The 21,680-nt window shown below is 71.4% G+C and carries 20 protein-coding genes; 5 read left to right on the forward strand and 15 right to left on the reverse strand.

Annotated elements, in window-relative coordinates; translation table 11 throughout:
* The 5 genes from Aph01nite_RS26105 to Aph01nite_RS26125 form a co-directional block, all read right to left on the reverse strand.
* The coding region (locus tag Aph01nite_RS26105; RefSeq protein WP_275419290.1) for a thiamine pyrophosphate-binding protein at window positions 1–352 on the reverse strand (352 nt) is incomplete at its 3' end.
* Window positions 349–1,107: an ABC transporter ATP-binding protein gene (locus tag Aph01nite_RS26110; RefSeq protein ID WP_204043635.1), complete on the reverse strand. Its 759-nt coding sequence runs from the start codon at window positions 1,105–1,107 to the stop codon at window positions 349–351. The genes Aph01nite_RS26105 and Aph01nite_RS26110, both read right to left, overlap by 4 nt.
* Window positions 1,100–1,837 carry an ABC transporter permease gene (locus Aph01nite_RS26115; RefSeq protein ID WP_204043636.1) on the reverse strand — a complete coding sequence of 246 codons (738 nt, stop codon included), beginning with the start codon at window positions 1,835–1,837 and terminating at the stop codon, window positions 1,100–1,102. Before Aph01nite_RS26115 ends, Aph01nite_RS26110 begins: the two co-directional genes overlap by 8 nt.
* A gap of 7 nt (window positions 1,838–1,844) precedes the next feature.
* The gene (locus Aph01nite_RS26120; RefSeq protein ID WP_204043637.1) at window positions 1,845–2,621 is read right to left on the reverse strand and encodes an ABC transporter permease; all 777 of its coding nucleotides are present in this window, start codon (window positions 2,619–2,621) and stop codon (window positions 1,845–1,847) included.
* Window positions 2,618–3,556, reverse strand: coding sequence for an ABC transporter substrate-binding protein (locus Aph01nite_RS26125; protein ID WP_204043638.1), 939 nt, complete (start codon window positions 3,554–3,556; stop codon window positions 2,618–2,620). The genes Aph01nite_RS26120 and Aph01nite_RS26125 overlap by 4 nt, the downstream gene beginning before the upstream one ends.
* 155 nt (window positions 3,557–3,711) lie before the next feature.
* Between Aph01nite_RS26125 and Aph01nite_RS26130 the strand changes: the two genes are divergently transcribed.
* Window positions 3,712–4,491 carry an IclR family transcriptional regulator gene (locus Aph01nite_RS26130; protein WP_204043639.1) on the forward strand — a complete coding sequence of 260 codons (780 nt, stop codon included), beginning with the start codon at window positions 3,712–3,714 and terminating at the stop codon, window positions 4,489–4,491.
* 32 nt (window positions 4,492–4,523) lie between these two features.
* A complete protein-coding gene (locus Aph01nite_RS26135) occupies window positions 4,524–5,516 on the forward strand; it encodes a LacI family DNA-binding transcriptional regulator (protein ID WP_239161986.1) in 993 nt (330 codons plus the stop codon).
* Here Aph01nite_RS26135 and Aph01nite_RS26140 read toward each other — a convergent pair.
* Window positions 5,416–6,723, reverse strand: a complete 1,308-nt coding sequence (locus Aph01nite_RS26140) for an MFS transporter (protein WP_204043640.1) — start codon at window positions 6,721–6,723, stop codon at window positions 5,416–5,418. The two genes, Aph01nite_RS26135 and Aph01nite_RS26140, sit on opposite strands and share 101 nt — an antisense overlap.
* An 80-nt stretch (window positions 6,724–6,803) precedes the next feature.
* Between Aph01nite_RS26140 and Aph01nite_RS26145 the strand changes: the two genes are divergently transcribed.
* Window positions 6,804–7,775 carry an ArsR/SmtB family transcription factor gene (locus Aph01nite_RS26145; RefSeq protein ID WP_239161987.1) on the forward strand — a complete coding sequence of 324 codons (972 nt, stop codon included), beginning with the start codon at window positions 6,804–6,806 and terminating at the stop codon, window positions 7,773–7,775.
* Here Aph01nite_RS26145 and Aph01nite_RS26150 read toward each other — a convergent pair.
* The 5 genes from Aph01nite_RS26150 to Aph01nite_RS26170 all read right to left on the reverse strand — a co-directional run bounded on the left by Aph01nite_RS26150 (window position 7,765) and on the right by Aph01nite_RS26170 (window position 14,558).
* Window positions 7,765–8,574, reverse strand: a complete 810-nt coding sequence (locus Aph01nite_RS26150) for a carbohydrate ABC transporter permease (protein ID WP_239161988.1) — start codon at window positions 8,572–8,574, stop codon at window positions 7,765–7,767. The genes Aph01nite_RS26145 and Aph01nite_RS26150 overlap by 11 nt on opposite strands.
* The gene (locus Aph01nite_RS26155; RefSeq protein WP_204043643.1) at window positions 8,571–9,458 is read right to left on the reverse strand and encodes a carbohydrate ABC transporter permease; all 888 of its coding nucleotides are present in this window, start codon (window positions 9,456–9,458) and stop codon (window positions 8,571–8,573) included. The genes Aph01nite_RS26150 and Aph01nite_RS26155 overlap by 4 nt, the downstream gene beginning before the upstream one ends.
* Before the next feature lie 57 nt (window positions 9,459–9,515).
* Window positions 9,516–10,799 carry an ABC transporter substrate-binding protein gene (locus Aph01nite_RS26160; RefSeq protein ID WP_204043644.1) on the reverse strand — a complete coding sequence of 428 codons (1,284 nt, stop codon included), beginning with the start codon at window positions 10,797–10,799 and terminating at the stop codon, window positions 9,516–9,518.
* A 120-nt stretch (window positions 10,800–10,919) separates the two neighbouring features.
* Window positions 10,920–11,705, reverse strand: coding sequence for an AMP-binding protein (locus Aph01nite_RS26165; RefSeq protein ID WP_204043645.1), 786 nt, complete (start codon window positions 11,703–11,705; stop codon window positions 10,920–10,922).
* 348 nt (window positions 11,706–12,053) lie between these two features.
* The gene (locus tag Aph01nite_RS26170; protein ID WP_239161989.1) at window positions 12,054–14,558 is read right to left on the reverse strand and encodes an ATP-binding protein; all 2,505 of its coding nucleotides are present in this window, start codon (window positions 14,556–14,558) and stop codon (window positions 12,054–12,056) included.
* Window positions 14,559–14,714: 156 nt separating this feature from the next.
* On the opposite strand from Aph01nite_RS26170, the gene Aph01nite_RS26175 reads away from it, so the two are divergent.
* A complete protein-coding gene (locus Aph01nite_RS26175) occupies window positions 14,715–16,682 on the forward strand; it encodes an ABC transporter ATP-binding protein (RefSeq protein WP_239161990.1) in 1,968 nt (655 codons plus the stop codon).
* On the opposite strand, the gene Aph01nite_RS26180 is transcribed toward Aph01nite_RS26175, so the two are convergent.
* The 3 genes from Aph01nite_RS26180 to Aph01nite_RS26190 all read right to left on the reverse strand — a co-directional run bounded on the left by Aph01nite_RS26180 (window position 16,679) and on the right by Aph01nite_RS26190 (window position 19,417).
* Window positions 16,679–18,121 (reverse strand): peptidoglycan D,D-transpeptidase FtsI family protein, encoded by a 1,443-nt coding sequence (locus Aph01nite_RS26180; protein ID WP_204043646.1) that lies wholly within the window; start codon window positions 18,119–18,121, stop codon window positions 16,679–16,681. The genes Aph01nite_RS26175 and Aph01nite_RS26180 overlap by 4 nt on opposite strands.
* A 56-nt stretch (window positions 18,122–18,177) precedes the next feature.
* A complete protein-coding gene (locus Aph01nite_RS26185; protein WP_204043647.1) occupies window positions 18,178–18,555 on the reverse strand; it encodes a MerR family transcriptional regulator in 378 nt (125 codons plus the stop codon).
* 208 nt (window positions 18,556–18,763) lie between these two features.
* The gene (locus Aph01nite_RS26190) at window positions 18,764–19,417 is read right to left on the reverse strand and encodes a TetR/AcrR family transcriptional regulator (RefSeq protein WP_204043648.1); all 654 of its coding nucleotides are present in this window, start codon (window positions 19,415–19,417) and stop codon (window positions 18,764–18,766) included.
* A 68-nt stretch (window positions 19,418–19,485) separates the two neighbouring features.
* On the opposite strand from Aph01nite_RS26190, the gene Aph01nite_RS26195 reads away from it, so the two are divergent.
* Entirely contained in the window at window positions 19,486–20,781 is a 1,296-nt protein-coding gene (locus Aph01nite_RS26195; RefSeq protein WP_204043649.1) for a GH1 family beta-glucosidase, read from the forward strand.
* On the opposite strand, the gene Aph01nite_RS26200 is transcribed toward Aph01nite_RS26195, so the two are convergent.
* A complete protein-coding gene (locus tag Aph01nite_RS26200; protein ID WP_204043650.1) occupies window positions 20,770–21,675 on the reverse strand; it encodes a coiled-coil domain-containing protein in 906 nt (301 codons plus the stop codon). The two genes, Aph01nite_RS26195 and Aph01nite_RS26200, sit on opposite strands and share 12 nt — an antisense overlap.
* Window positions 21,676–21,680 lie beyond the last annotated feature (5 nt).

Below are 21,680 nucleotides of genomic sequence, written 5' to 3' on the forward strand. Positions count from 1 at the left end.
CCAGGCCGTCCAGCCGCCCGGCCAGGAACGGCTCCAGCGCCAGGTGCCGCCGGTCCTGCTGGCCGACCACGACCACCAGCGGCGCCCGGTTGACCCGCGCGGTGGCCAGCGCGCCGACGGCGTTGCCGAGACCGGCCGTGGTGTGCAGCAGCACCAGGGCGGGGGCGTCGTGCGCGATCGCCCAGCCGGTGGCCATGCCGACCACGCTGCCCTCGTGCAGCGCCAGCACGAAGCGCAGGTCGTCGGGCCAGCCGCCCAGCAGGGGCACCTCGGTCGAGCCCGGGTTGGCGAACACCGTGGTCAGCCCGGTCCGCCGCAGGACCGCGAAGGTGGCGTCCCTGACCGTGCTCATCTGACTCCCTTGGCTTTCTGGATCTGCGCGTACACGTGCCCGCGCAGGTCGGCGAAGCGGGGCAGCGCCCGGGTGGCCAGCTGGTCCCGCTCGGCCGGAAGGTCGATCTTGAGGTCCTCCAGCACCACGGTCGGGGACGAGGACAGCACCACCACCCGCTGCCCGAGATAGACGGCCTCATCGATGTCGTGCGTGACGAACAGGGTGGTCGTGCCCAGCCGCTGCCACAGCGCCAGGATCAGATCCTCCAGCTCGGCCCTGGTCTGCGCGTCCACGGCCGCGAACGGCTCGTCCATGAGCAGCACCCGCGGCTCGTACGCGATGGCCCGCGCGATCGCCACCCGCTGCTGCATACCCCCGGACAGCTGCCACGGGTACGCGCCCGGCACGTCCGCCAGGCCCACCGCGGCCAATGACTCGCTCACCAGACGCTCCCGCCGCTCCTTGGCGACCTTGCGCTCCTTCAGCGGCAGCTCGACGTTCTGGCGCACGGTCATCCACGGGAAGAGGCTGCGGCCGTACTCCTGGAAGACGACCGCCATGTCGGGCGGGGGGCCGGTGACCGGGACGCCCGCCACGGACACGGTTCCGGCGGTGGCCGGGAGCAGGCCGGCGATGCAGCGCAGCAGGGTGGTCTTGCCGCAGCCGGAGGGCCCGACCACGCAGACCAGCTCGCCCCGGTCGATCGAGAACGTGAGGTCCCGGACGGCCTCACGGCTCCCGTACACCTTCCGCAAACCGGTGACCTCAAGCACGGTTACTCCAATGCCAGAACAGGATCCGGCGTTCGCACCACCGGAACGCCGTGGAGAGCGCGAAGCCCAGCAGGCCGAGGAGGAGGATGCCGCTCCACATCTCGGCGATCTGGAACCCGCGCTGGAACAGCACGATCGTGAAACCCAGCCCGCTGCTGCTGGCGAACATCTCGCTGATGACCATGAGGATGATTCCGACGGACAGCGCCTGCCGGAGGCCGGCCATGATCTGCGGGCTGGCGCCCCGCAGGATCAGGTGGCGGCGGGAGATGCCGTACATGCGGCAGGTGTCGGCCAGCACCCCGTCCAGGGCGCGTACGCCCTCGACCGTGTTGAGCAGGATCGGCCACACGCACCCGGAGACGATGACCAGCACCTTCATGGTGTCGTCGATGCCCGCCAGCAGCATGATCAGCGGTACCAGCACCGGCGGCGGGATGGCGCGGAAGAACTCCAGCACCGGCTCGGCGGTGGCCCGCAGCCGCGCCGAGAGCCCGATCGGCACGCCGAGGCCGACCCCGACGGCCGTGGCCACGACATACCCGGCCAGCAGCCGGCCGAGGCTCGGGAGCGCGTCGTCGAGCAGCCGCTCCCCGAACCAGGTCTCCGCGAAGGCCGCGGCCACCCGGCCCGGGTCCGGCACGTAGAAGTTGTCCGCCGAGGCGCTGTACGCCCACCAGGCGAGCACCAGCAGGGCGGGCAGCCCGAGCACCCGCAGGATCGCCTTCATGTTCTTCTCACTGGGATGTTCCCCTCACCGACGGATGCCAGGCCAGCACCCGGCGCTCCAGCGCCCGGACGCCGACGTTCACCGCGATCCCGATCAGGCCGGTCAGCACGACCAGCGCGTACACGGTCGGCACCGCGCCGCCGCTCTGCGCGGTCTGGATCTCCAGCCCGAGCCCGGGACTGCCGATGACCAGTTCGGCGGTGATCGCCAGGATGAAGGCCACCGCCGCCGCCAGCCGCACCCCCGTCATCACGTACGGCAACGCGGTCGGCCACACCAGGTGCCGGATGTAGGACCACCGGCCCAGGCCGTACGAGCGGGCGGTGTCCCTGGCGACGGTGTCCACGTCGGCGACGCCGTACAGGACCTGGATGAGGACCTGCCAGAAGGAGGCGTAGACGACCAGCAGCAGGGTGGAGCCGAGGGAGGCGCCGAAGAGCAGGGTGGCCAGCGGGATGAGCGCCACCGACGGGATCGGGCGGAGGAACTCGATGGTGGAGTTGCTGGCCGCCCGCAGCCCCGGGACCAGGTCGATGAGCACGCCTGCGGCGACCGCGGCCACGAAGGCGATGGCCAGGCCGAGCGCCCAGCCGCGCAGGGTCTCGCCGAGCGCGATCCAGAGTCCGGGGGTGAGCAGCAGCCCGCCCAGCTCGGCCAGGATCTCCGAGGCGGGCGGGAGGAAGCGGGCGTCGACCAGCCCCAGGCGGGGGGCGGCCTCCAGCACGGCCAGCAGCGCGGCCAGGCCGGCCGCGCCGTAGACCGGGGCGGGCAGCGCTCTCGTCACGGCAGCAGGACCGCGAGGTCGGCCTTGTTCTTGAGCACGCCGTCGCCGAGGGCCGCGTCCGCGATGGCCTGGACGGAGGCCCGGTTGACCTGGGCCGGCCACTTGGGCAGCGTGATCTGCGCGATCACCTCGGGCGCGATCTTCGTGTAGCTCTTGAGGATCTCCCTGGCCTCGTCGGGGTGGGCCTGCGCGTAGTCCAGGGACTCGTTCATCGCGGCGGTGAAGCGCTTGACCAGGTCCGGGTCGGTGTCGCGGCCGGTGAAGTACATGGCCACGGTCAGGTCGGGGGTGGACTCGGCGTAGTTCCAGGCGACTGGGCGGGCGCCCTGCGAGATGGCCTGGCTGACGAAGGGCTCGACCACCCAGATCGCGTCGACCTGCCCGTTCTGCAGGGCGGCCGGGGCGTCGGGGAAGGCCAGCTCGACGAACTTGATCGAGGACGGGTCGGCGCCGGCCTTGCGCACGGTGGCCCGGATGGTGGTGTCGCCGATGTTCTTGAGCTGGTTCACCGAGACGGTCTTGCCGGCCAGGTCGGCGGCGGTCTGGATCGGGCTGTCGCCCTTGACCAGGACGGCGCTGAAGTCCTTGCCGGACTCGCCGGTGGAGTTGACGCCGTTGGCCACGACCTTGATCGGCAGGCCCTGCTCGCTGGCGGTGAGCAGCGAGGTGGTGTTCGCGAACGCGAACTGGAACTGGCGGCTGACCACGCCGGAGATGCTGGCCGCGCCGCCCTGCACGGGCGTGATGGCGAGGTCGATGTTCTGCTTGTCGAAGAAGCCCTTCGCCTTGCCGAGGTGGATCGGCGCGGTGTCCACGATCGCGATCACACCGGCGTTGACCTTGTCCTTTCCCCCCTCCTGCGCGGCGGGCGCGGGGTCGGTGGTGCCGCAGGCGCCGACCAGCAGCAGGGCGGCGAGGAGGAGTGCACGTCGCATGGGTTACTCCAGATGTTCGCAATACGAACGAGAGTTCTCGCAGAGAACGTAGGCCCAGCCGCGTATCAACGTCAACGACGAGCGGTGTTTCGTGTTCGCATCATGAACCTGTGTTCGTTATAGGGATGAGATGGAGGCGCTAGAGTTGCGGCATCATGGCTGAGGAGTACGTCCAGTCGCTGGCCCGCGGCCTGGCGGTGATCCGCGCCTTCGACGCGGCCACACCCGAGCTGACGCTGAGCGACGTCGCCCGCAAGACCGAGCTCACCCGCGCCGCGGCGCGCCGATTCCTGCTCACCCTCGTCGACCTGGGCTACGTCAGAACCGACGGCCGCCTGTTCTCCCTCTCCCCGCGCGTGCTCGAACTCGGGTACGCGTACCTGTCCAGCCTGTCGTTGCCCGAGGTGGCGCTGCCGCACCTGGAACGCCTGGTCGCCGAGGTGCACGAGTCGGCCTCGGTCTCGGTGCTGGACGACGCCGACGTGGTCTACGTGGCCCGGGTGCCGACCACCCGGATCATGCGGGTCACCATCGCCATCGGCACCCGTTTCCCGGCGCACTGCACGTCGATGGGCCGCGTCCTGCTGGCCGGGCTGCCCCCCGACGAGCTGGACGCCTTCCTGGAGGGCCACCCCCTGGAACGCCTCACCCCGCGCACGGTCACCTCGCCGGTGGCACTGCGCGGCGAGCTCGACCGGGTGCGCGCGCAGGGCTGGGCGATGGTGGACCAGGAACTGGAGGAGGGCCTGCGCTCCATCGCGGCGCCGATCAGGAACCGGGCCGGGCGCGCGGTGGCGGCGGTCAACCTGTCCTCGCACGCCAGCCGGACCACGCTGGAGTCGGCCAGGCGCGACCTGCTGCCCCCGCTGCTGGCCACCGCGGCCAGGATCGAGGCCGACCTGCACGCGACCTCCAGCCGGGAGGCGATGCCCTGACGCCCGATCGGAGCGCCGACTAAGATCGGGGGGTGGGCCGCCCGACGATGAACGACGTGGCCGCGGAGGCGGGCGTCGCGCTCAAGACGGTCTCGCGCGTGGTCAACGACGAGCGCGGGGTCAACCCGGCCACCGCCGACCGGGTCAGGGCCGCCATCGAACGGCTCGGCTACCGCCGCAACGACAGCGCCAGAACACTGCGCCGCGGGCGCACGGCCAGCATCGGACTGGTCATCGAGGACGCCGCCGACCCGTTCTACTCCGGCCTCAGCCGCGCGGTCGAGGACGTGGCCCTCCGCCACGGCTACCTGATGTTCACCGGCTCCTCCAGCGAGGACCCGGTCAGGGAGCGCGACCTGGTGCTGGCCTTCTGCGCCCGCCGGGTGGACGGCCTGGTGATCGTCCCGGCCGGGGCCGACCACGAGTACCTCACGCCCGAGCTGGACGCCGGCATCTCCGCCGTCTTCGCCGACCGCCCGTCCGGCTCCGGGCGCGACCTGGACACCGTGCTCTGCGACAACGCGGGCGGCGCCAGGGCCGGCGTGGCCCACCTGATCGCGCACGGCCACCGCCGCGTCGGCTTCGTCGCCGACGCGCCGTCCATCTTCACCGCCACCCAGCGCTGGTACGGCTACCGCCAGGCGCTCGACGCGGCGGCGCTGCCGTACGATCCGGCGTTGATCGCGATGGGGCCGCCGGAACCCGCCCGGGTGGAGGCGGACGTGACGCGGCTGCTGGCGCTGGCCGATCCGCCGACGGCGCTGTTCACCGGGAACGGCAGGACCACGGTGGCCACGCTGCGCGCGCTGGACCGGCCGGTCGCGCTGGTCGGTTTCGACGACTTCGAGCTGGCCGACCTGCTGGGCATCACCGTGGTCGCGCAGAACCCGGCGGGGCTCGGTACGGCCGCCGCCGACCTGCTGTTCAGCCGGCTGGCGGGGAATCGGGAACCGGCGCAGCGGCGTCAGCTGCCGACCCGGCTGATCCCGCGGGGTTCGGGGGAAGGCGCCTTCCGGCTGCTCTGACGGTGTCCGGGCGCAGGTCCTTGTGGAGGGCGAACGCCGAGAGCACCGTGGCGGCTCCGAGCAGGGCGATGGCGGGGGCGGGACCGGTCAGTTCGGCCAGGCCGCCCGCGATCACGCCGCCCAGTCCCTGGCAGGTCATCATGCCCGCGCCGGACAGGCCGAACGCCTGCCCGAGCGTGGCGGCCGGCACCGCGTCCACGAACCGGCGCTGGAGCCCCAGGTTGTAGGAGAGGCCGCAGGCGGCCAGGAACGCGAGCGCGGCCCCGAGCGGGGCGCCCGGCTCTGCCAGGAAGCCGATCAGCGGCAGCCCGAGCAGCACCACCAGCGGCAACGTCAGCCGCTCACGCAGCGCGGGCGGCGCGAACCGGCCGACCAGGAACTCCCCGACGCCCATCCCGGCCGCGGTCACAGCCAGCACGATCCCGGCCGACGACGGCGTCCCCTGCTCGGTGAAGTACGGGATGAACACCGCCTCCGAGCCCACCATGAACGTGATCGGCACCCACCCGGCCAGCAGCAGGCCGCGGATCCGCCGGTCGGCCAGCAGTTGCCGGTTGACCCGCAGGCTGGCCCGTACGACCCCGGCCGCGCCCGCCACCGCACGGGCCGCCCGATCGCGCAGGCCCAGCCGGTGCAGGAGCGCGTCCGCGCCGGACAGGGCGGCGGTGACCAGCAGCGCGTTGTCCGGTCCCAGCAGGGCGAGCAGGCCGCCGCCGGCCGCCATGCCGACGATCTGCGCGCCCGCGGACGTCATCGAGAAGATCGCCCGGCCCAGCACGAAGCGGTCGCCCTCCAGCACGTCCGGGAGGATCGCGGAGCGGGCCGCCATGAAGATCGACGCGGGCACGCTGCTGAGCACGACGAGCGTGAGCATGGCCCAGACGCCGAGCCCGGCGAAGGCCAGCACGAGGCAGACGGCCACCCGCAGGAGCTCACCGGCGACGATCACCGGGCGCGGGCGCAGCCGGTCGGCCAGCGAGCCCAGGAAGACCCCGCCGATCGCGTGCGGCACAAAGCCGATCATGTACGCCGCCGCCGACAGCCCCGCGGACTCGGTCTCGGCGTAGACCAGCACGGACACGGCGAGCATCTTGATCGAGTCGCCCAGGACCATCAGCAGCTGGCCGGCGAACAGCACCCGGAACTCGGCCACCGAGAACACTTCACGGAATGTCGCGCCGCGTTCGGCGACGTCCTCCACGGTCATCACGTACCTCCCGACCGCAGATCCTCGGGACGCCCGCCCTACCCTGGCTAATATTTCGGAAATATCCGAAAGGTGGGTTGATGATCAGAATCGAGGTGAGCCCGCAGGACGTCGCCGCCAGCCGGTTCGCGATCTCGCCCGTCGTGGAGACCATGCACGCGCTCTGGGTGGTGTCGGGACGGCAGCCCGCGGGGGCGTTGCGGTCGTGGGCGGAACGGGCGCGGGAGCCGTACCGGGCGCTGCTGGCGGCTGATCCGAAGTTGCGGGCGCTCCAGGCGCTGCTGCGGAGCGGCGGGTACAACGCCGACTTCGTCGCGCCCCCGCCCACGGGGGTGAACGCGCGGTTCGAGACGGAGATCGAGCGGATCAGGGCGACCCCGCTGGCCCAGGCTCACGAGGAGATCGCCAGGAATCTGGACGGCGTGGCCCGCCCGCCCCGGGCGGTGCTGGACCTGCTGGAGGGGCCGCGCGTGGTGGAGGTGCTCGCCGACGCGCTGGAGCTGGCCTGGCGCGAGATCCTGGAGCCCGACTGGCCGCGCTTCCACGCCATCCTGGAACGCGACGTGATCCAGCGCGCGGGCCGGCTGGCCACCTACGGCTGGGCGGCGGCCCTCGACGACCTCAACCCGCGGCTCGCCTGGCGGGACGGCGGCATCGAGTTCCGCAAGGGCGGCGAGAGCGAGCACGTCCGCCTCGACGGGCGCGGCCTGCTCTTCATGCCCAGCGCCTTCGCCTCCTCGGTGATCCCCTACCTGGAGGAGTCCTGGCCGTACGCGCTCGTCTACCCGGCGCGGGGCACGGCGGCGCCCGCCCCCGCCGCGAGCACCGCGGCCCTGAGCCGCCTGATCGGCCGCTCCCGGGCTCTCATCCTGCTGGAGCTGGGGGCGCCGGCCACCACCTCCCAGCTGTGCGCCAGGCTCGCGCTGAGCCTGGGCACCACCGGCGAGCACATCGCCGCGCTCCGCGCGGCCGGCCTGATCACCGGGACCAGGACCGGCCGCACGGTCCGCTACCACCGCACGCCGCTCGGGGACGCGCTGGTCAGCCCTTGAGCGCGCCCGCCATGAGACCGCGCATGAAGAAGCGGCCCAGCAGCACATAAATGATCATGGTGGGCACCGAGGCGAGGATGGCGGCCGCCATCTGCTGGCTGTACGGCACGGTCTGCGCGCCCGCGATGTTGTTCAGCATCACCGTGGCCGGCCAGGACGAGGGCCCGGTCAGGAAGACCGCGAACAGGAAGTCGTTCCACAGCGAGGTGAACTGCCAGATGATCACCACCGCGAAGGCGGGACCCGAGACCGGGATGACGATCGAGGCGAAGGTGCGGAGCATGCCGGCGCCGTCCACCCGGGAGGCCTCGATCAGCTCGTCCGGGATGGTGGCGTAGTAGTTGCGGAAGATCAGCGTGCAGATCGGGATGCCGTAGACCACGTGGGCCAGGACCAGGCCGGGGATGCCGCCGTACACGCCGAGGTTCACCATGAGCTGGACCAGCGGGATCATCACCCCCTGGTACGGGATGAACATCCCGAACAGGAACAGCGTGAACACCAGCTCCGACCCCGGGAACCGCCACTTCGACAGGACGTACCCGTTCATCGCCCCCAGCGCGGCCGAGATCAGCGACCCCGGCACGGCCAGCAGGAAGCTGTTGGCGAAGCCGGGGCTGAGCTTCTCCCAGGCCACCGCCCACGCCTCGGTCGTCCAGACCCGCGGCAGGTTCCACGCCTGGCTCGGGTCGGCCTCCGACAGGGGCTTGAAACTGGTCACCAGCAGCACGTACACGGGCAGCAGGAAGAGCAGCACGAAAAGCAGGAGCAGTGCGAGACGCACATGCCTGATGGTCACGTTCGATCTCCCCGGCGGGCGTTCCAGATCAGGTACGGCACGACGAACACGCACACCGACAGCACGATGTAGGCCGCGATCGTGGCGCCCTTGGCCGGGTCGTGCGAGTCGAAGACGGCGGTCCACATGAAGATGGCCGGCACGTCGGTGATGATCTGCTTGCCGGACACGGCCACGATCAGGTCGAACACCTTCAGACTGATGTGCCCGAGGATGATCAGGGCCGCCAGCGTGACCGGCCGCAGGAACGGCAGCACGATGTGGCGGTAGACCTGCCACTCGGTGCACCCGTCCACCCGCGCCGACTCGCGCAGCTCCTCCGGCACGCCCCGGAACCCGGCCAGGAACAGAGCCATGATGTATCCGGACATCTGCCAGATGGCCGGAACCGCCATGGCGGCCATCCCCCAGTCCGGATCACGGAACCAGCCCCACTGCAGGAAGTCCAGCCCCAGATAACCGAGCAGGCCGTTCAGGCCGACCGCGCGCTCGCCGGTGCCGCTGTTGAGCAGCCAGCGCCAGACCACGCCGGTGGCGATGAAGGACACCGCCATCGGGAAGAGGTAGACGGCACGGAAGCCGCCCTCGCCCCGGATCCCCCGCTCCATCAGGAACGCCAGCAGCCAGCCGAGCATCAGCGCGCCGAGCACGAAGACGACGGTGAACACGATGGCGTGGCGGACCGAAAGCCCCCAGCGGTCCTCGCTCCAGATGCCGGTGAAGTTCTCCAGCCCGACGAAGCTCCCCGGGGAGATCTCGTCGTGCTGGTCGCTCAGGGCGACCTTGAAGTTCCAGCCCAGCATGCCGTACACGAAAACCGCGATGGCGATGATCGACGGTGACACCAGCAGCAAGCCGGGCAGCCACCTGCGGACCCTCGTCACATTCTTCCTTTCCCCGGGGTGGGGGTACGGGCGTGCGCCGTACCCCCACGCGTCAGGTCACTGGCCGCTGTTCTTGGCGGCGTCGGCGAGGGCCTGCTGGAACTTGGCGACGTCCTGGTCGCCCTGGAAGAGGCCGACCGCGTCGTTGATCGAGGCGCGCCAGGCGTCGTTGGCGACCACGCCGTGCTGGATCGACCCGGCCAGCTTGTTGCTCGACCACTGGGCCAGGTCCCATTCGAGGTAGTCCTTGTAGAGGGACTTGTCGGCGTCCGTACGAGCCGGGATGGAGCCCTTCAGCGGGTTGAAGGCGTCCTGGCCCTCCTTGCTCGCCGCCACCTTGAGCCAGGCCACGGCGCCGGCGCGGTTGGGCGCGCCCTTGGGCAGGGTGAAGCTGTCCGACAGCCACATGAAGGTGCCGTCGGTGCCCGGTGCGGGAGCCCAGTCGAAGTCGGTCTTGGAGGACTTGCCGAGACCGCCGTCGGGCGGGTTGTGGAAGTAGCCGTAGGCCCAGTCGCCCATGATGTTGAAGGCGGCCTGGCCGTCCGCGACCTGCTTGGCGGCCGGCTGCCAGTCCTCCACCGGCGTGCCCGCGTACGACAGGATGGTCTTGAAGTCGTTGAGCGCCTGGGTCACGTTCGCGTTCGACCAGTCGGCCTGCGCGGTCCACAGCCGGTTGTACGTCTCGGTGCCGAGCGAGCCGAGCAGCACGCTCTCCAGCAGGTGCACGACCGTCCACTGCGAGCCGATGGACAGGGGGATCTTGCCGCTCGCCTTGACCTTCTCCAGGTCCGCGATGAAGGCGGCGATCGTGGCCGGCGGAGTGCTGATGCCGGCCTCCTTCAGCACCGCCGGGTTGAACCAGAGCACGTTGGACCGGTGGATGTTCACCGGCACCGAGTAGATCTCGCCCTGCACCGAGATCTGGTCGATGAGCTGCTGCGGGAAGACGTCCCTGAGCTTGAGCTCGTCGTAGAGGAAGTTGAGCGACTCCAGCTTGCCGGCCTTGATGTAGCCCTGCAGCTCCGCGCCCGCGTGGCCCTGGAAGGTGTCCGGGGGCTGGTTGGCGCTGAGCTTGCTGGCCAGCAGCGCGCGGGCCTGGTCGCCCGAGCCGCCCGCCACGGCCGCGTCCACGAACTCCTGACCGGGGTTCTCCCGCTCGAAGATCGCCCGCATGGCCTTCAGGCCGTCCGCCTCGCCGGCGCCCGTCCACCAGGAGAAGACCTCGACCTTGGCCTCCGCGCTCTGGCTGCCGCCCTGGGATCCGCCGCCGTCCCCACACGCCGTGAGGGTCAGCAGTCCGGTTAAGGAAACCGCGACGGCCGCCATCCACCGTCGTCTCATCGCAACATCCTTTCGGGGGGTCGTGAAACGGTCATGTCATCCCCGGCTGACAACGTTGTCAAGGGGCCTAATCAAGCCACCGTTCACTAGCCTGCGTCAAGGCTTGTGCGGATAACGTCTCTATATAGAGCGCTCTCCGACGCGCCTGGTCACCCGGCGATCCCGCCCGTCCAGTATGGCGGTCACGGTCACCCCGAAATCGCGCAGGGGGCCGGGCGATTCCACCGTCGGCAGGCCCGGCCCGGCCACCACCAGCGCGCCCCTGCTGAAGGCCAGACTCGCCAGCAGCGCCAACTCGGCGTCCGCGCCGGGCGGCCAGGTGACCAGCAGCACGTCGGACCCGGTCAGGCCGATCCCGTCGTCCAGCCGGGCCATCCCGGCCAGGAATTCCTCAGCGGTCAACCGGCCCTTCTCCGTGATCAGGACCACGCCCTCGGACGGGCAGGGCAGCGGCACCGGTTCGAGGGTCGGCAGCGCTCCGAACTCGATGGCGTCCACGGCCGGTCCGAACGAGACGACCTGCCGGACCCGCGACCGGTCGGCGGCCTCCACCGCGGCCGGGGCCAGCTTCTGGGTGGTGAACAGCAGCCGGGCGTCCCAGCGCAGCAGCGCCGCCGCGTCGGCCGCGCCCAGCGGGAGCGCCACGCCCCCGGCCGCGATCACCGTGTGCAGCGCGGTCAGCTGGGCGGCCACGCCGTCCACCAGCACCCCGGCGACCTGCCCCGGCCTGGCGCCGCGCCGCAGCAGCCCGCACGCGGCCCCGACGACCGTTCCCACCAGTTCGCGGTAACTCAGCACCGCTCCGTCGCCCAGGTCGACCAGCGCCGGGCGATCCCCCTGCCCGTGGGCGCCACCGAACACCGTCCGGGTGACCACCCCGCCCAGCGGATGAGTCGTCGGCTCCATGCCTCACGACGGTACGGCCCGGGCCCCGGCTCCGGATCCGCATATCTGTGTAGTCCCCCTGTGTAGTCCCATGTGTAATCCCCCGGGGCGGGCCCGGGTCCTGCGCGACCCGAGCCCGCGGCCGTGTGCCCCTCGGCCTCGGTCTCCACCCCTCCCAGGTGACCTCGACCGACTGCTGGGGCACACGGCGGCGTCTCGATGCCCCCAGCCGGACCGGTATTCCGCGGAAGGCATCCGCTTGCGTACGAGCCAAACTAGGCGGCGCCCCGGACCCTTACATCCACACGAATATCCACTCGACGGTGTATTCGCCCCACCCCGGTCATATGTACGCCGCCGTGGAAACGCCTACACATCCGGTGTTTCGGACGCGGTGTGGACGGCATCGCTCCCGACGATCCACGCGGCCACCTGCGTACGGGAGGCGAAGCCGAGTTTGGCCAGGATGTTGGCGACATGACGGGCCACGGTGGCCTGGCTGATCACCAGTTCGTCGGCGATGGCGCGGTTGCTGAGGCCGCGGGCGATCAGGCCGGCGATCTCCTGTTCGCGGGCGGTGAGCGTGCTCTGCGGGGTGAGCGCGGCGGGCTGGACCACCGGCTGCGGCGGCCGTACACACTCCTGGAGGGCCAGCGTGACCGCCTCGTCGATGGGGAGCGCCAGGCCCTCGGCCCAGAGGGCGGCCACGGTGGCCTCGCCGAGCGCCTCCCTGGCGGGGGCCAGCACGCTCTCCAGCCGGGACCCGGCGGACGGGCGCTGGGCCACGGCCGCCGCGGCCAGCACCACCGCGTGCCGCAGGTCGCCCTCCCGCGCCGCCAGCTGCGCGAACGACGCGATCCGCCGGGCGGTCTCCATCCGCAGCCCGGCGTCCCGCCCGAGCCGCAGCGCCTCGTCGAAGCGGCGCCGGGCCTCCGGCAGGTCCCCGCTCTCCAGCGCGACCGTGCCCAGCCCCGCCAGGCAGCTGATCAGCGACTGCCGGGCGTCGAAGCCGCGCAGCAGCTCCATGGCGCGGGTGAAGTGCCGGCGGGCGGCGGCCAGGTCGCCGCGTTTGCGCGCCGCCTGGGCCAGGCCGGTGAGCCCGATCACCATGCCCAGGTGGTTGTCCAGCTCGGTGGTGAGCTCGACCACGCGCTCGCTGGCCCGCTGGGCCTCCCTGATCCTGTTCTGGCCGAGCGCCAGGAAGGCGCGGAAGCCGTGCGCCTCCGCCTCCAGCAGGCGTTCGCCGATCTCCACGCCGATGGTGACGGCCCGGTCGAGCCGTTTCTCCGGCGCGTCGGCCGGGTCGTCCTGGTCGGTGACCGCCAGCACCATGAGGCCCAGCGCCTCACCGCCGCGGTGACCGCCCGCCCGGCACAGCTCGACCCCACGCGACGCCCGCGGACCGGCGGTCGCCAGGTCGCCGGAGTTGACCGCCAGGTTGGCGACGAGGATGTGCGCCCGGCCGCGCAGAGCCGGGGACAGCGTGGGAGCGGCCAGCTCCAGCAGCCGGTCCAGCCAGCCGATCATCTCGGCCTGGTGGCGGCCCGCGCCGATCAGCGCCCAGCGCAGCTCGACCAGGCACTGGAGCATCGGTTCCGGGTCGCGTACGGCGATCGACCATTCGACCGCGGCGCGCAGATCGCCCTGCAGCCGCTCCAGCCGCTCCACCCGGCGTTTCAGGTCCGGCCAGGGCACGCCCAGGGTCGCGGTCTCCCAGTCCGCGCCGAGGTGGCAGAAGTAGTCCCGGTGCCGGCGGCGTACGCCCTGCTCCTCGCCGGAGCCGTGGAGTTGCTCGGCGGCGTACTGCCGGATGGTGTCGAGGAGCCGGTAGCGGGCCTCCCCGGCCAGTTCCCCGTCCACCACCACCAGCGACTTGTCCACCAGGGCGGTCAGCTGGACGAGCACGTCGCCGGGGCTCAGGCCGTCCCCCGGGCAGACCCGCTCGGCCATGTCGAGGGTCCAGCCGGCCCGGAACGCCGTGGCGCGGCGCAACAGCAGCCGCTGCGGCTCCGACAGCAGCCGGTAGCTCCAGTCCACCGTGGCCCGCAGGGTGCGCTGGCGCGGCGGCGCGGTCCGGTCCCAGGCCGCCAGCAGGTGGAAGCGGTCGCCGAGGCGGGCGACGATCTGCGGCACCGACAGCACCCGGGTCATCCCGGCGGCGAGTTCCAGCGCCAGCGGCAGGCCGTCCAGGTCGCGGCAGAGCCGGGCCACCACCTCGGCGTTGTCCTCGGTCAGCGCAAAGCCGGGCGCGGCGGCCGCGGCCCGGGCCAGGAAGAGCCGGCCGGCCTCGGACTCGCGCACCTCGGCCGGTCCTGCGGACTCGGGCAGCGTCAGCGGCGGCACCCGCCAGACCGTCTCGCCGGGCACCCGCAGCGGCTCCCGGCTGGTGGCCAGCACGCGGACCTCGGGGCAGGCCTCGGTCAGCCGCCGTACGAGCCGGGCGCACTCCTCGACCACGGTCTCGCAGTTGTCCAGCAGGAGCAGCATCGTCCGCCCGGCCAGCACCTCGGCCACGGTGTCCCGCAGCGACCGGTGCTGCTCGCCCTCCACCTGGAGGATCCCGGCGGTCCTGCGGACCACCTCGTCCGGTGGCGTGCCCTCGGGGAACTCGACCAGCCAGGCCCCGTCCGGCAGGTCGCCGGCCAGTTCGGCCGCGACCCGCAGGGCCAGCCTGCTCTTGCCGATCCCGCCCATCCCGCACAGGGTGACCACCCGGGTGGCCATGATCAGCTGTACGAGCTCCGCCACGTCGGGCTCGCGGCCCACGAAGGCGTTCGGCTCCAGCGGGAGGTTCCCCGCCTGCGTGATCGAAAGCGTCGTCGGGTACGTCGTCGGATGCGTCATCGAGTGCGGCGAGTTCGACGTCTGAGTCATCGGCCCTCGGGGGTCGCCGGCGGCATCGGTCACAGGAAGTGTTACACCAACTACGGGAAGCTGCCCAGACGCAACCGAGTTTCATTCCCGGACCGCCAGAGGGGATGCCCAGGAAAGCGATGGCGAATTGTCGGTGGCGGGAGACACACTGACGGCATGGCGGCCACTCCCCTGGACGAGAGCCAGAAAAGGGACGACGAAAGCCGGGAACGGGACACCGTCCCGGCAGCCGAACCGGACGAGGGCAGGATCGACGATCTGCCCGACTTCTCCGACATGACCACCCACAACTGGCACGCCCACGACGACACGATGAGCGGCGTCGGCTTCGTGACCATCGCCAGGCGGCTGCCCGCCCTGATCGCGCAGGCCGTCCGGATGGCCTGGCGGGCCAGCCCCCGCGACACGCTCGCCACCGTGGTGCTCAACCTGCTGGCCGGCGTGTTCACCGCGTTCGGCCTGCTGGCCACCACCGGCGTGCTGGAGGCCCTGTTCGCGGCCGGCCCCACCCCCGACCGGGTGCGGGCCGCGCTGCCCAGCCTGATCCTGGTGGGCGCGGCGGCCATCCTCCGCACCCTGCTCCAGGCGGGCGCGGGCTGGGCCCAGGCCCGCCTGGAACCCCAGGTCACCCGCATCGCCGAGGAACGTCTGTATGGTCTGACCAGCAAGGTCGACCTGGTCCGATTCGACGACCCCGACTTCCACGACGCGCTCCAGCGGGCCAGGTCCCGGGGCGTGAACTCGGCCGACTCCGTGGTCAGCTCCGCCATCGACGTGCTGACCGCCGGGATCAGCCTGATCGCGGCCGGCGGCGTGCTCGGCGTGCTGCACCCGGTCCTGCTGCCGCTGCTGGCGATCGCGGTCCTGCCGGACGCGTGGGCCACCGTGCGCGCGGCCAAGATGCGCTACGGCACGATGCTGTCCCTGCTGCCCACCTACCGGCGCAAGTGGATCATCAGTGAGCTGCTGGCCGAGCGGGAGACCGCCGCCGAGGTGCGCTCGTTCACCATGCGCTCCTTCCTGCTGCGTGTGTACGACCTGGTGGCCAGGACCGAGCAGGACGTCATGGTCAAGCTGGCCCGCAGGGAGACCTTCGCCCGGCTGGTGGGCGAGGCCCTCGGCGGCCTCGGCGCGGCGCTGGTCTACGTCGCGCTCGGCCTGCTGCTGGCCACCGGCGCCGTGCCGCTCGCGGTGGCGGGCACGGCGGTGCTGGCCGTGCGCTCCGGCCAGAGCTCCCTGGCCAACCTGCTCTACGCGGTCAACCGGCTGTACGAGAACGGCCTCTACTTCACCGACTTCGTGGACTTCTGCGTCACCAACGAGTCGCCGCCCGCGGCGGCGAAGGCGCGCCCTCCGGCCGGTTTCTCCCGCATCACCGTGGAGAACGTCACCTTCTCCTACCCGGGCAAGGACACCCCGGCGCTGGCCGGGGTCTCCATCCACATCGACCGGGGTGAGGTGATCGCGCTGGTCGGCGAGAACGGCTCCGGCAAGACCACCCTGTCCAAGATCCTCGCGGGCCTCTACACGCCGGCGGGCGGCCGGGTGCTCTGGGACGGCACCGACCTGGCCGGGGTGGAGGCGCACCTGCTCCGGGGCAACATCGCGGTGATCGCCCAGGACCACACCCGGTGGCCGCTGACCGCCCGCCACAACATCACCATGGGCCTGGAGAAGGGCGACGACGCGGTGATCCGGGCGGCCGGGGTGGCCGGGGCAGACGAGGTGATCGCCGAGCTGCCGAAGGGGTACCAGACGCTGCTGGACCGGCGGTTCAACGACGGCCAGGAGCTGTCCGGCGGGCAGTGGCAGCGCATCGCGGTGGCCCGCGGCTTCTACCGGGACGCGCCCCTGCTGATCTGCGACGAGCCGACGGCGGCCCTGGACGCGCGGGCCGAGCACGCCCTCTTCGAGCGGGTCAGGCAGCACTCCGACGGCCGCACGGTGCTGCTGATCACGCACCGGCTGGCCAGCGTGCGCCACGCCGACCGGATCTACGTGCTGGACCACGGCGAGGTGGTCGAGCAGGGCACCCACGACGAGCTCATCCGGGCCGACGGCATCTACGCGGATCTGTACAACCTGCAGGCACGCGCGTACAGCATGGAACCGAAGCAGGCTTAGAGCAGGGCCTCGATGACCGCCTTGGCGATGGGCGCGGCCACCTCGCCGCCGGGGCCGCCGTGCTCGACCACCACGCCGACCGCCACCCTGGGCCGGGTGGCGGGCGCGAAGGCGGTGAAGACCGCGTGGTCGGGCCCGTCGTTCTCGGCGGTGCCGGTCTTGGCCGCGACGTCGATGCCGGGGATGGCGGCGGCCGTGCCGGTCCCGCCCGGCCGGGTCACCGCGACCATCATCTCGGTGATCTGCCGAGCCACCCGTCCCGGCATGCTCTCCCGGTACTCCTCGGGACCGGTCAGGCTCACCATCGTGCCGTCCGTCAGCCGGATCTCGTCCACCAGGTACGGCCGCATCAGCACGCCGTCGTTGGCGACCGCGGCCGAGATGAGCGCGATCTCCAACGGCGTCGCCCGGTCGTCGAACTGGCCGATGGCCGACATCGCGGTCTGCGCCCGGTCCATGCGCTGCGGATACCGGCTGGCCGCCACCGGGAGCGGCACGGTGAGTTCGTCGTCGTCGAACCCGAAGGCGGCGGCCTGGCGACGCAGCGCGTCCTGGCCGAGCAGGAGGCCGAGCGTGGCGAACGCGGTGTTGCACGACATCTGGAACGCCTCGGCCAGCGGCGGCGATCCGTTGCCGCAGTCCTGGCCGCCCGGGTTGCGCAGCAGCACGGTGGTGCCGGGCAGCCGCAGCTGCGGCGGCGCGGTGATCTCGGTGACCGGGCTGTACTTTCCCGAGCCGAGCGCCGCCGCGGCGGTGATCACCTTGAACGTGGACCCCGGCGGGTAGTGCTGGCTGGTCGCCCGGTTGAGCAGCGGCCTGGCCGGGTCGGCCTGCAGCTCCTTGTCGACGCGCCGGAGCCGGGCCTGGTCGAAGGTGGCGAAGTCGTTCGGGTCGTACGCCGGGTAGGAGACCATCGCCAGGATGGCGCCCGTGGCCGGGTCGACGGCGACGACCGCGCCGCTTCTGCCGGTGGCGCTCAGTCCCTCGTACGCGGCGCGCTGGGCCCGGGAGTCGAGGGTCAGCGTCACCGTGGCGCCCCTCGCGGTGTCCTTGAGCAGGGTGCGGACCATGACCCGCGGATCGCTGCCGGACAGGGTCGCGTCCTCGGCCTGCTCGACGCCGGTGTTGCGGTAGAGCGAGACGAAGCCGGTGACCGCCGCGTACAGCGGGCCCTGCGGGTAGACGCGCTGGTACCGGTACCGGCCGCGGACCTCCCTGCTGGTGGCGAGCACGGTGCCGTCGCGCAGTCGCAGGTCGCCGCGGGAGGTGTCGAACTTGGCGAGCATGACACGCTGGTTGCGCCGGTCGGCGTTGAGCGCGCCCGACCGGAAGACCTGCACGTAGCTGGCGTTGGCGAGCAGGGCGAACAGCATCACTCCGCTCACGGCGGCGACCCGCCGCAGCGGGATGTTCATGCGCCGGGCGCGCGGACCTGCCACTTCTCTGGTGTAACAGACGGCGCGGAAAGCACGTCCCCGGTGGCGGCAAAGGCCGGTCAGACGCCCTGCGGGATCGCCATCACGTCCTTGTAGTACTGGATCTTGTTCTGGATGGCGCCCTGCCGCCGCCGCAGGGTGGCGATCTGCCGTTCGACGCCCTCGTCGTGGGATTCGAGGAGTTCGATGCGGTCCCGGATGGTGTGGTCGCCCTGGCGGACGAGTTCCGCGAAGCGGAGCATCTCGGCGATCGGCATGCCGGTGTCGCGCAGGCAGCGGATCATGTTCAGCCAGCCGACGTCACCGTCGGTGAACCGGCGCTGCCCGGCGGCGTTGCGCCCGACGTTGCCGAGCAGCCCGATGCGCTCGTAGTACCGGAGGGTGTCCAGGCTGAAGCCGGTCTCCTCGGAAACCTGCCCTGGTGTGAATACGGCCATGGGCCGATCCTGGCACCTGGAGTACGCTCCAGGTCAAGACGCCCTCATCCGCCGGATATCCGGGCTTGCCCTGGAGCGCGCTCCAGCTCGCACAGTCGGCGCATGACGAATCACCGCGGTCACCCGCAGATCAACGCCGGCTGGTTCAGCACCCCCGCGCTGCTTCCGCTCTGGGTCCTGGACGAGTACAGCACCCAGCCCTGGCACGCTACTCGGCGAGATGCGCGGAAAGGTAGCGGCGGACCAGCCGCTTACACTCCGCGATCAGTTCGGAGTCTCCTTCGGGGTGTGCTCGGAAGGCGAGCTTGAGCACCGCGTCGGCGGCCTCCACGGCCACCACGAAGGCGCGGGCGAGCGCGTCGTCTCCGGGCGCGCCGAGCAGGTCGACCATGAGGGTGCGCAGCCGGTCGGCGACCACGACGTTGTTCTCCAGGGCCGCGTCCAGCATGCGCTGGGTACCGGGGACCACCGGCCCGCCGGGGGCGGCCAGCACCTCGCCGAAGTCGACCACGGAGAACCCGGGCGTGTTCCGCTTCATCCGGACGAACTCGTCGATGGTCAGGTCGACGGCGTCGGTCCAGTCGCCCAGCCGGCTGGCGCTCAGCCGGGTCGCCATCCGGCCGAGGAACGCGTCCAGGTTGCGCAGGGCGAGCGCGCGGACCAGTCCCTGCTTGTCGGGGAAGAACTGGTAGAAGGTGCCGATGGGCACCTCGGCGCGACGGGCGACCTCCTTGGTCGTGAGCGCCTCGTATCCCACCTCGTCCAGGAGCTGGGCGCACTCGTCGAGCATGCGCTCGACCCGTTCCAGGCTGCGGCGCTGGGCCGGACGACGACGCAGCGTCCCGGCGGCGGCGTTTGTCATTGGCCCATTCTCTACCTTGTCGATTGCTGTCGCGTTAACATGAGTTGCACTCACGTTGAGGAGGATCGATGTTCCTCTGGGGTACGGCCACCGCCGCCTACCAGATCGAAGGCGCGGTCGCCGAGGACGGGCGCGGACCCTCCGTCTGGGACACCTTCGCGCACGAGCCGGGCAGGGTGCGGGACGGGCACACGGGCGACGTGGCCTGCGACCACTATCACCGGTGGGCCGAGGACGTCGAACTGATGGCGGCGGCGGGGGTCAACGCGTACCGGTTCTCGGTGGCGTGGTCGCGGGTGCTGCCGGCCGGGCGGGGGGCGGTGAACGGCAGGGGGCTGGACTTCTACGACCGGCTGGTGGACGGGCTCTGTGCGAAGGGGATCGCCCCGGCGCTGACGCTGTTCCACTGGGATCTGCCGCAGGCCCTGGAGGACGAGGGCGGCTGGCTGAACCGCGACACCTCCGGATATTTCGCGGAATACGCGGGAATCGTGGCGGAGCGGCTGGCCGACCGGGTCAAGCTGTGGATCACCCTCAACGAGCCCTTCGTGCACATGGTGTACGGGTACGGCCTGGGCACCCACGCCCCCGGGAGGACCCTGTTCCTGGAGGCCCTGCCGGTGGCCCATCATCAGCTGCTGGGGCACGGCCTGGCGGTCCAGGCGCTGCGGGCGGCCGGGGCCGGGCAGGTGCTGATCACCAACAACTGCACCCCGGTGTGGGCCGCGTCGGACTCCCCCGAGGACACGGCCGCCGCCGACGCGTACGACATCCTGCACAACCGGCTCTTCAACGACCCCATCCTTACCGGCAAATATCCCGACATGTCGGCCTTCGGCATCGGCGAGATGCCCGGCGTACGCCCCGGAGACCTCGAAACGATCGCGCAGCCCCTCGACGGGCTAGGGATCAACTACTACAACCCCACCCGGATCGCCGCCCCCAGCACCGACCTCCTGCCGTTCGACGACGCCGGCGTCACCGGCTACCCCACCACCGCCTTCGGCTGGCCGGTCGTCCCCGACGGCCTGCGCGAGCTCCTGACCGGCCTGCGCGCCCGCTACCCCGGCCTGCCGCCGATCTACATCACCGAGAACGGCTGCTCGTACGACGGCCTCGACGACCGGTTCCGGATCGACTACCTGGCCGGCCACCTCGACGCCCTGCGCCGGGCCCAGGACGAGGGCGTGGACGTGCGCGGTTACTTCGCCTGGTCGCTGCTGGACAACTTCGAGTGGGCCGAGGGCTACCACCAGCGCTTCGGCCTGGTGCACGTGGACTTCGCCACCCAGGCCAGGACGCCGAAGGCGTCGTACCACTGGTTCAGGAGAATGATCCTCAAGAGAATGATCTCAGAGCACTGACACGTGCACGTGGTCGTAGTGGTTGGCCGTGTTGCTGCCCCGGTTGGCCATCATCTTGGGCGCGGCGCCGGTCCTGATGTCGTAGTACTTCTGCTGCCAGATGATGTACATGATGCCGAGCTTGCGGCCGTTGGCCACGCACCACTCGGCCAGCGCGTCCCCGCGGGCCTTGGCGCTCGCGTCCGGCATGCGCCCGCCGCTGCTGATCATGAAGTCGCAGGCGCGGCCCTTGCCGTGCTCGCCGAAGTCGCCGGCCCGGAAGCAGCCGACCCCGAACGGCATAGGGAAGTTCTGCATGATCAGGTTGCGGATGGAGACCATGCGTGAGGTGAGGCCGGTGCCGGCGTCCGGGGTCTGGAAGCCGAACTTGGCGAGCAGCTTCTCGACCTCGCGCTGTTTGCCCTGGAGTTCCTTGATGTCCTTGCGCAGCTGGTCCACCCGCTGGTCGGCCGTCTTGGCGGCCTTCTTCTGCTCGGCGATCAGCCGGTTGACGCGGGTGAGCCGCTCGGCCTTCTCGTCGGTGAGGTAGGCCAGCGTGGAGGCGGTGCCGAGGTCGGACTGCATGCTGAAGATCTGCACGCTGTCGATGCCGCCGCTCATGTAGGTGGTCTGGGCGAACTCCGCGACCTTGCGCTCGGCCTTGACCAGGTCGGCCTTGAGCCGCTTGACCCGCGCGTCGGCCCGCTCGGCGGCCTTGCGGGTGTCGTCCAGGGTGGCGATCTCGCCCCGGTACGCCTTGGCCAGCTCGGCGGCCTCTTTGGTGAGCTGGCGCAGCTTGGCCTGCCGGTCGGGCTCGGCCGCGGCGGAGGCGGTCAGCGGGGACAGGGAGGAGGAGATCGCGAACATGCCGAACAGGCCGGCGGCGACCAGCGCAGCTCCTGCCCGTCGTGGCACCAGTC

The organism is Acrocarpospora phusangensis, from assembly GCF_016862995.1.
Taxonomy (GTDB): Bacteria; Actinomycetota; Actinomycetes; order Streptosporangiales; family Streptosporangiaceae; genus Acrocarpospora; species Acrocarpospora phusangensis.

What these genes read in the sequence shown, in the direction of transcription:
- Aph01nite_RS26115 (WP_204043636.1), bottom strand. Translation starts at nt 1,837, where the DNA reads ATGAAGGCGATCCTGCGGGTGCTCGGGCTGCCCGCCCTGCTGGTGCTC.
- Aph01nite_RS26125 (WP_204043638.1), bottom strand. Translation starts at nt 3,556, where the DNA reads ATGCGACGTGCACTCCTCCTCGCCGCCCTGCTGCTGGTCGGCGCCTGC.
- Aph01nite_RS26130 (WP_204043639.1), top strand. Translation starts at nt 3,712, where the DNA reads ATGGCTGAGGAGTACGTCCAGTCGCTGGCCCGCGGCCTGGCGGTGATC.
- Aph01nite_RS26140 (WP_204043640.1), bottom strand. Translation starts at nt 6,723, where the DNA reads ATGACCGTGGAGGACGTCGCCGAACGCGGCGCGACATTCCGTGAAGTG.
- Aph01nite_RS26145 (WP_239161987.1), top strand. Translation starts at nt 6,804, where the DNA reads ATGATCAGAATCGAGGTGAGCCCGCAGGACGTCGCCGCCAGCCGGTTC.
- Aph01nite_RS26160 (WP_204043644.1), bottom strand. Translation starts at nt 10,799, where the DNA reads ATGAGACGACGGTGGATGGCGGCCGTCGCGGTTTCCTTAACCGGACTG.
- Aph01nite_RS26165 (WP_204043645.1), bottom strand. Translation starts at nt 11,705, where the DNA reads ATGGAGCCGACGACTCATCCGCTGGGCGGGGTGGTCACCCGGACGGTG.
- Aph01nite_RS26170 (WP_239161989.1), bottom strand. Translation starts at nt 14,558, where the DNA reads ATGACTCAGACGTCGAACTCGCCGCACTCGATGACGCATCCGACGACG.
- Aph01nite_RS26175 (WP_239161990.1), top strand. Translation starts at nt 14,715, where the DNA reads ATGGCGGCCACTCCCCTGGACGAGAGCCAGAAAAGGGACGACGAAAGC.
- Aph01nite_RS26185 (WP_204043647.1), bottom strand. Translation starts at nt 18,555, where the DNA reads ATGGCCGTATTCACACCAGGGCAGGTTTCCGAGGAGACCGGCTTCAGC.
- Aph01nite_RS26190 (WP_204043648.1), bottom strand. Translation starts at nt 19,417, where the DNA reads ATGACAAACGCCGCCGCCGGGACGCTGCGTCGTCGTCCGGCCCAGCGC.
- Aph01nite_RS26195 (WP_204043649.1), top strand. Translation starts at nt 19,486, where the DNA reads ATGTTCCTCTGGGGTACGGCCACCGCCGCCTACCAGATCGAAGGCGCG.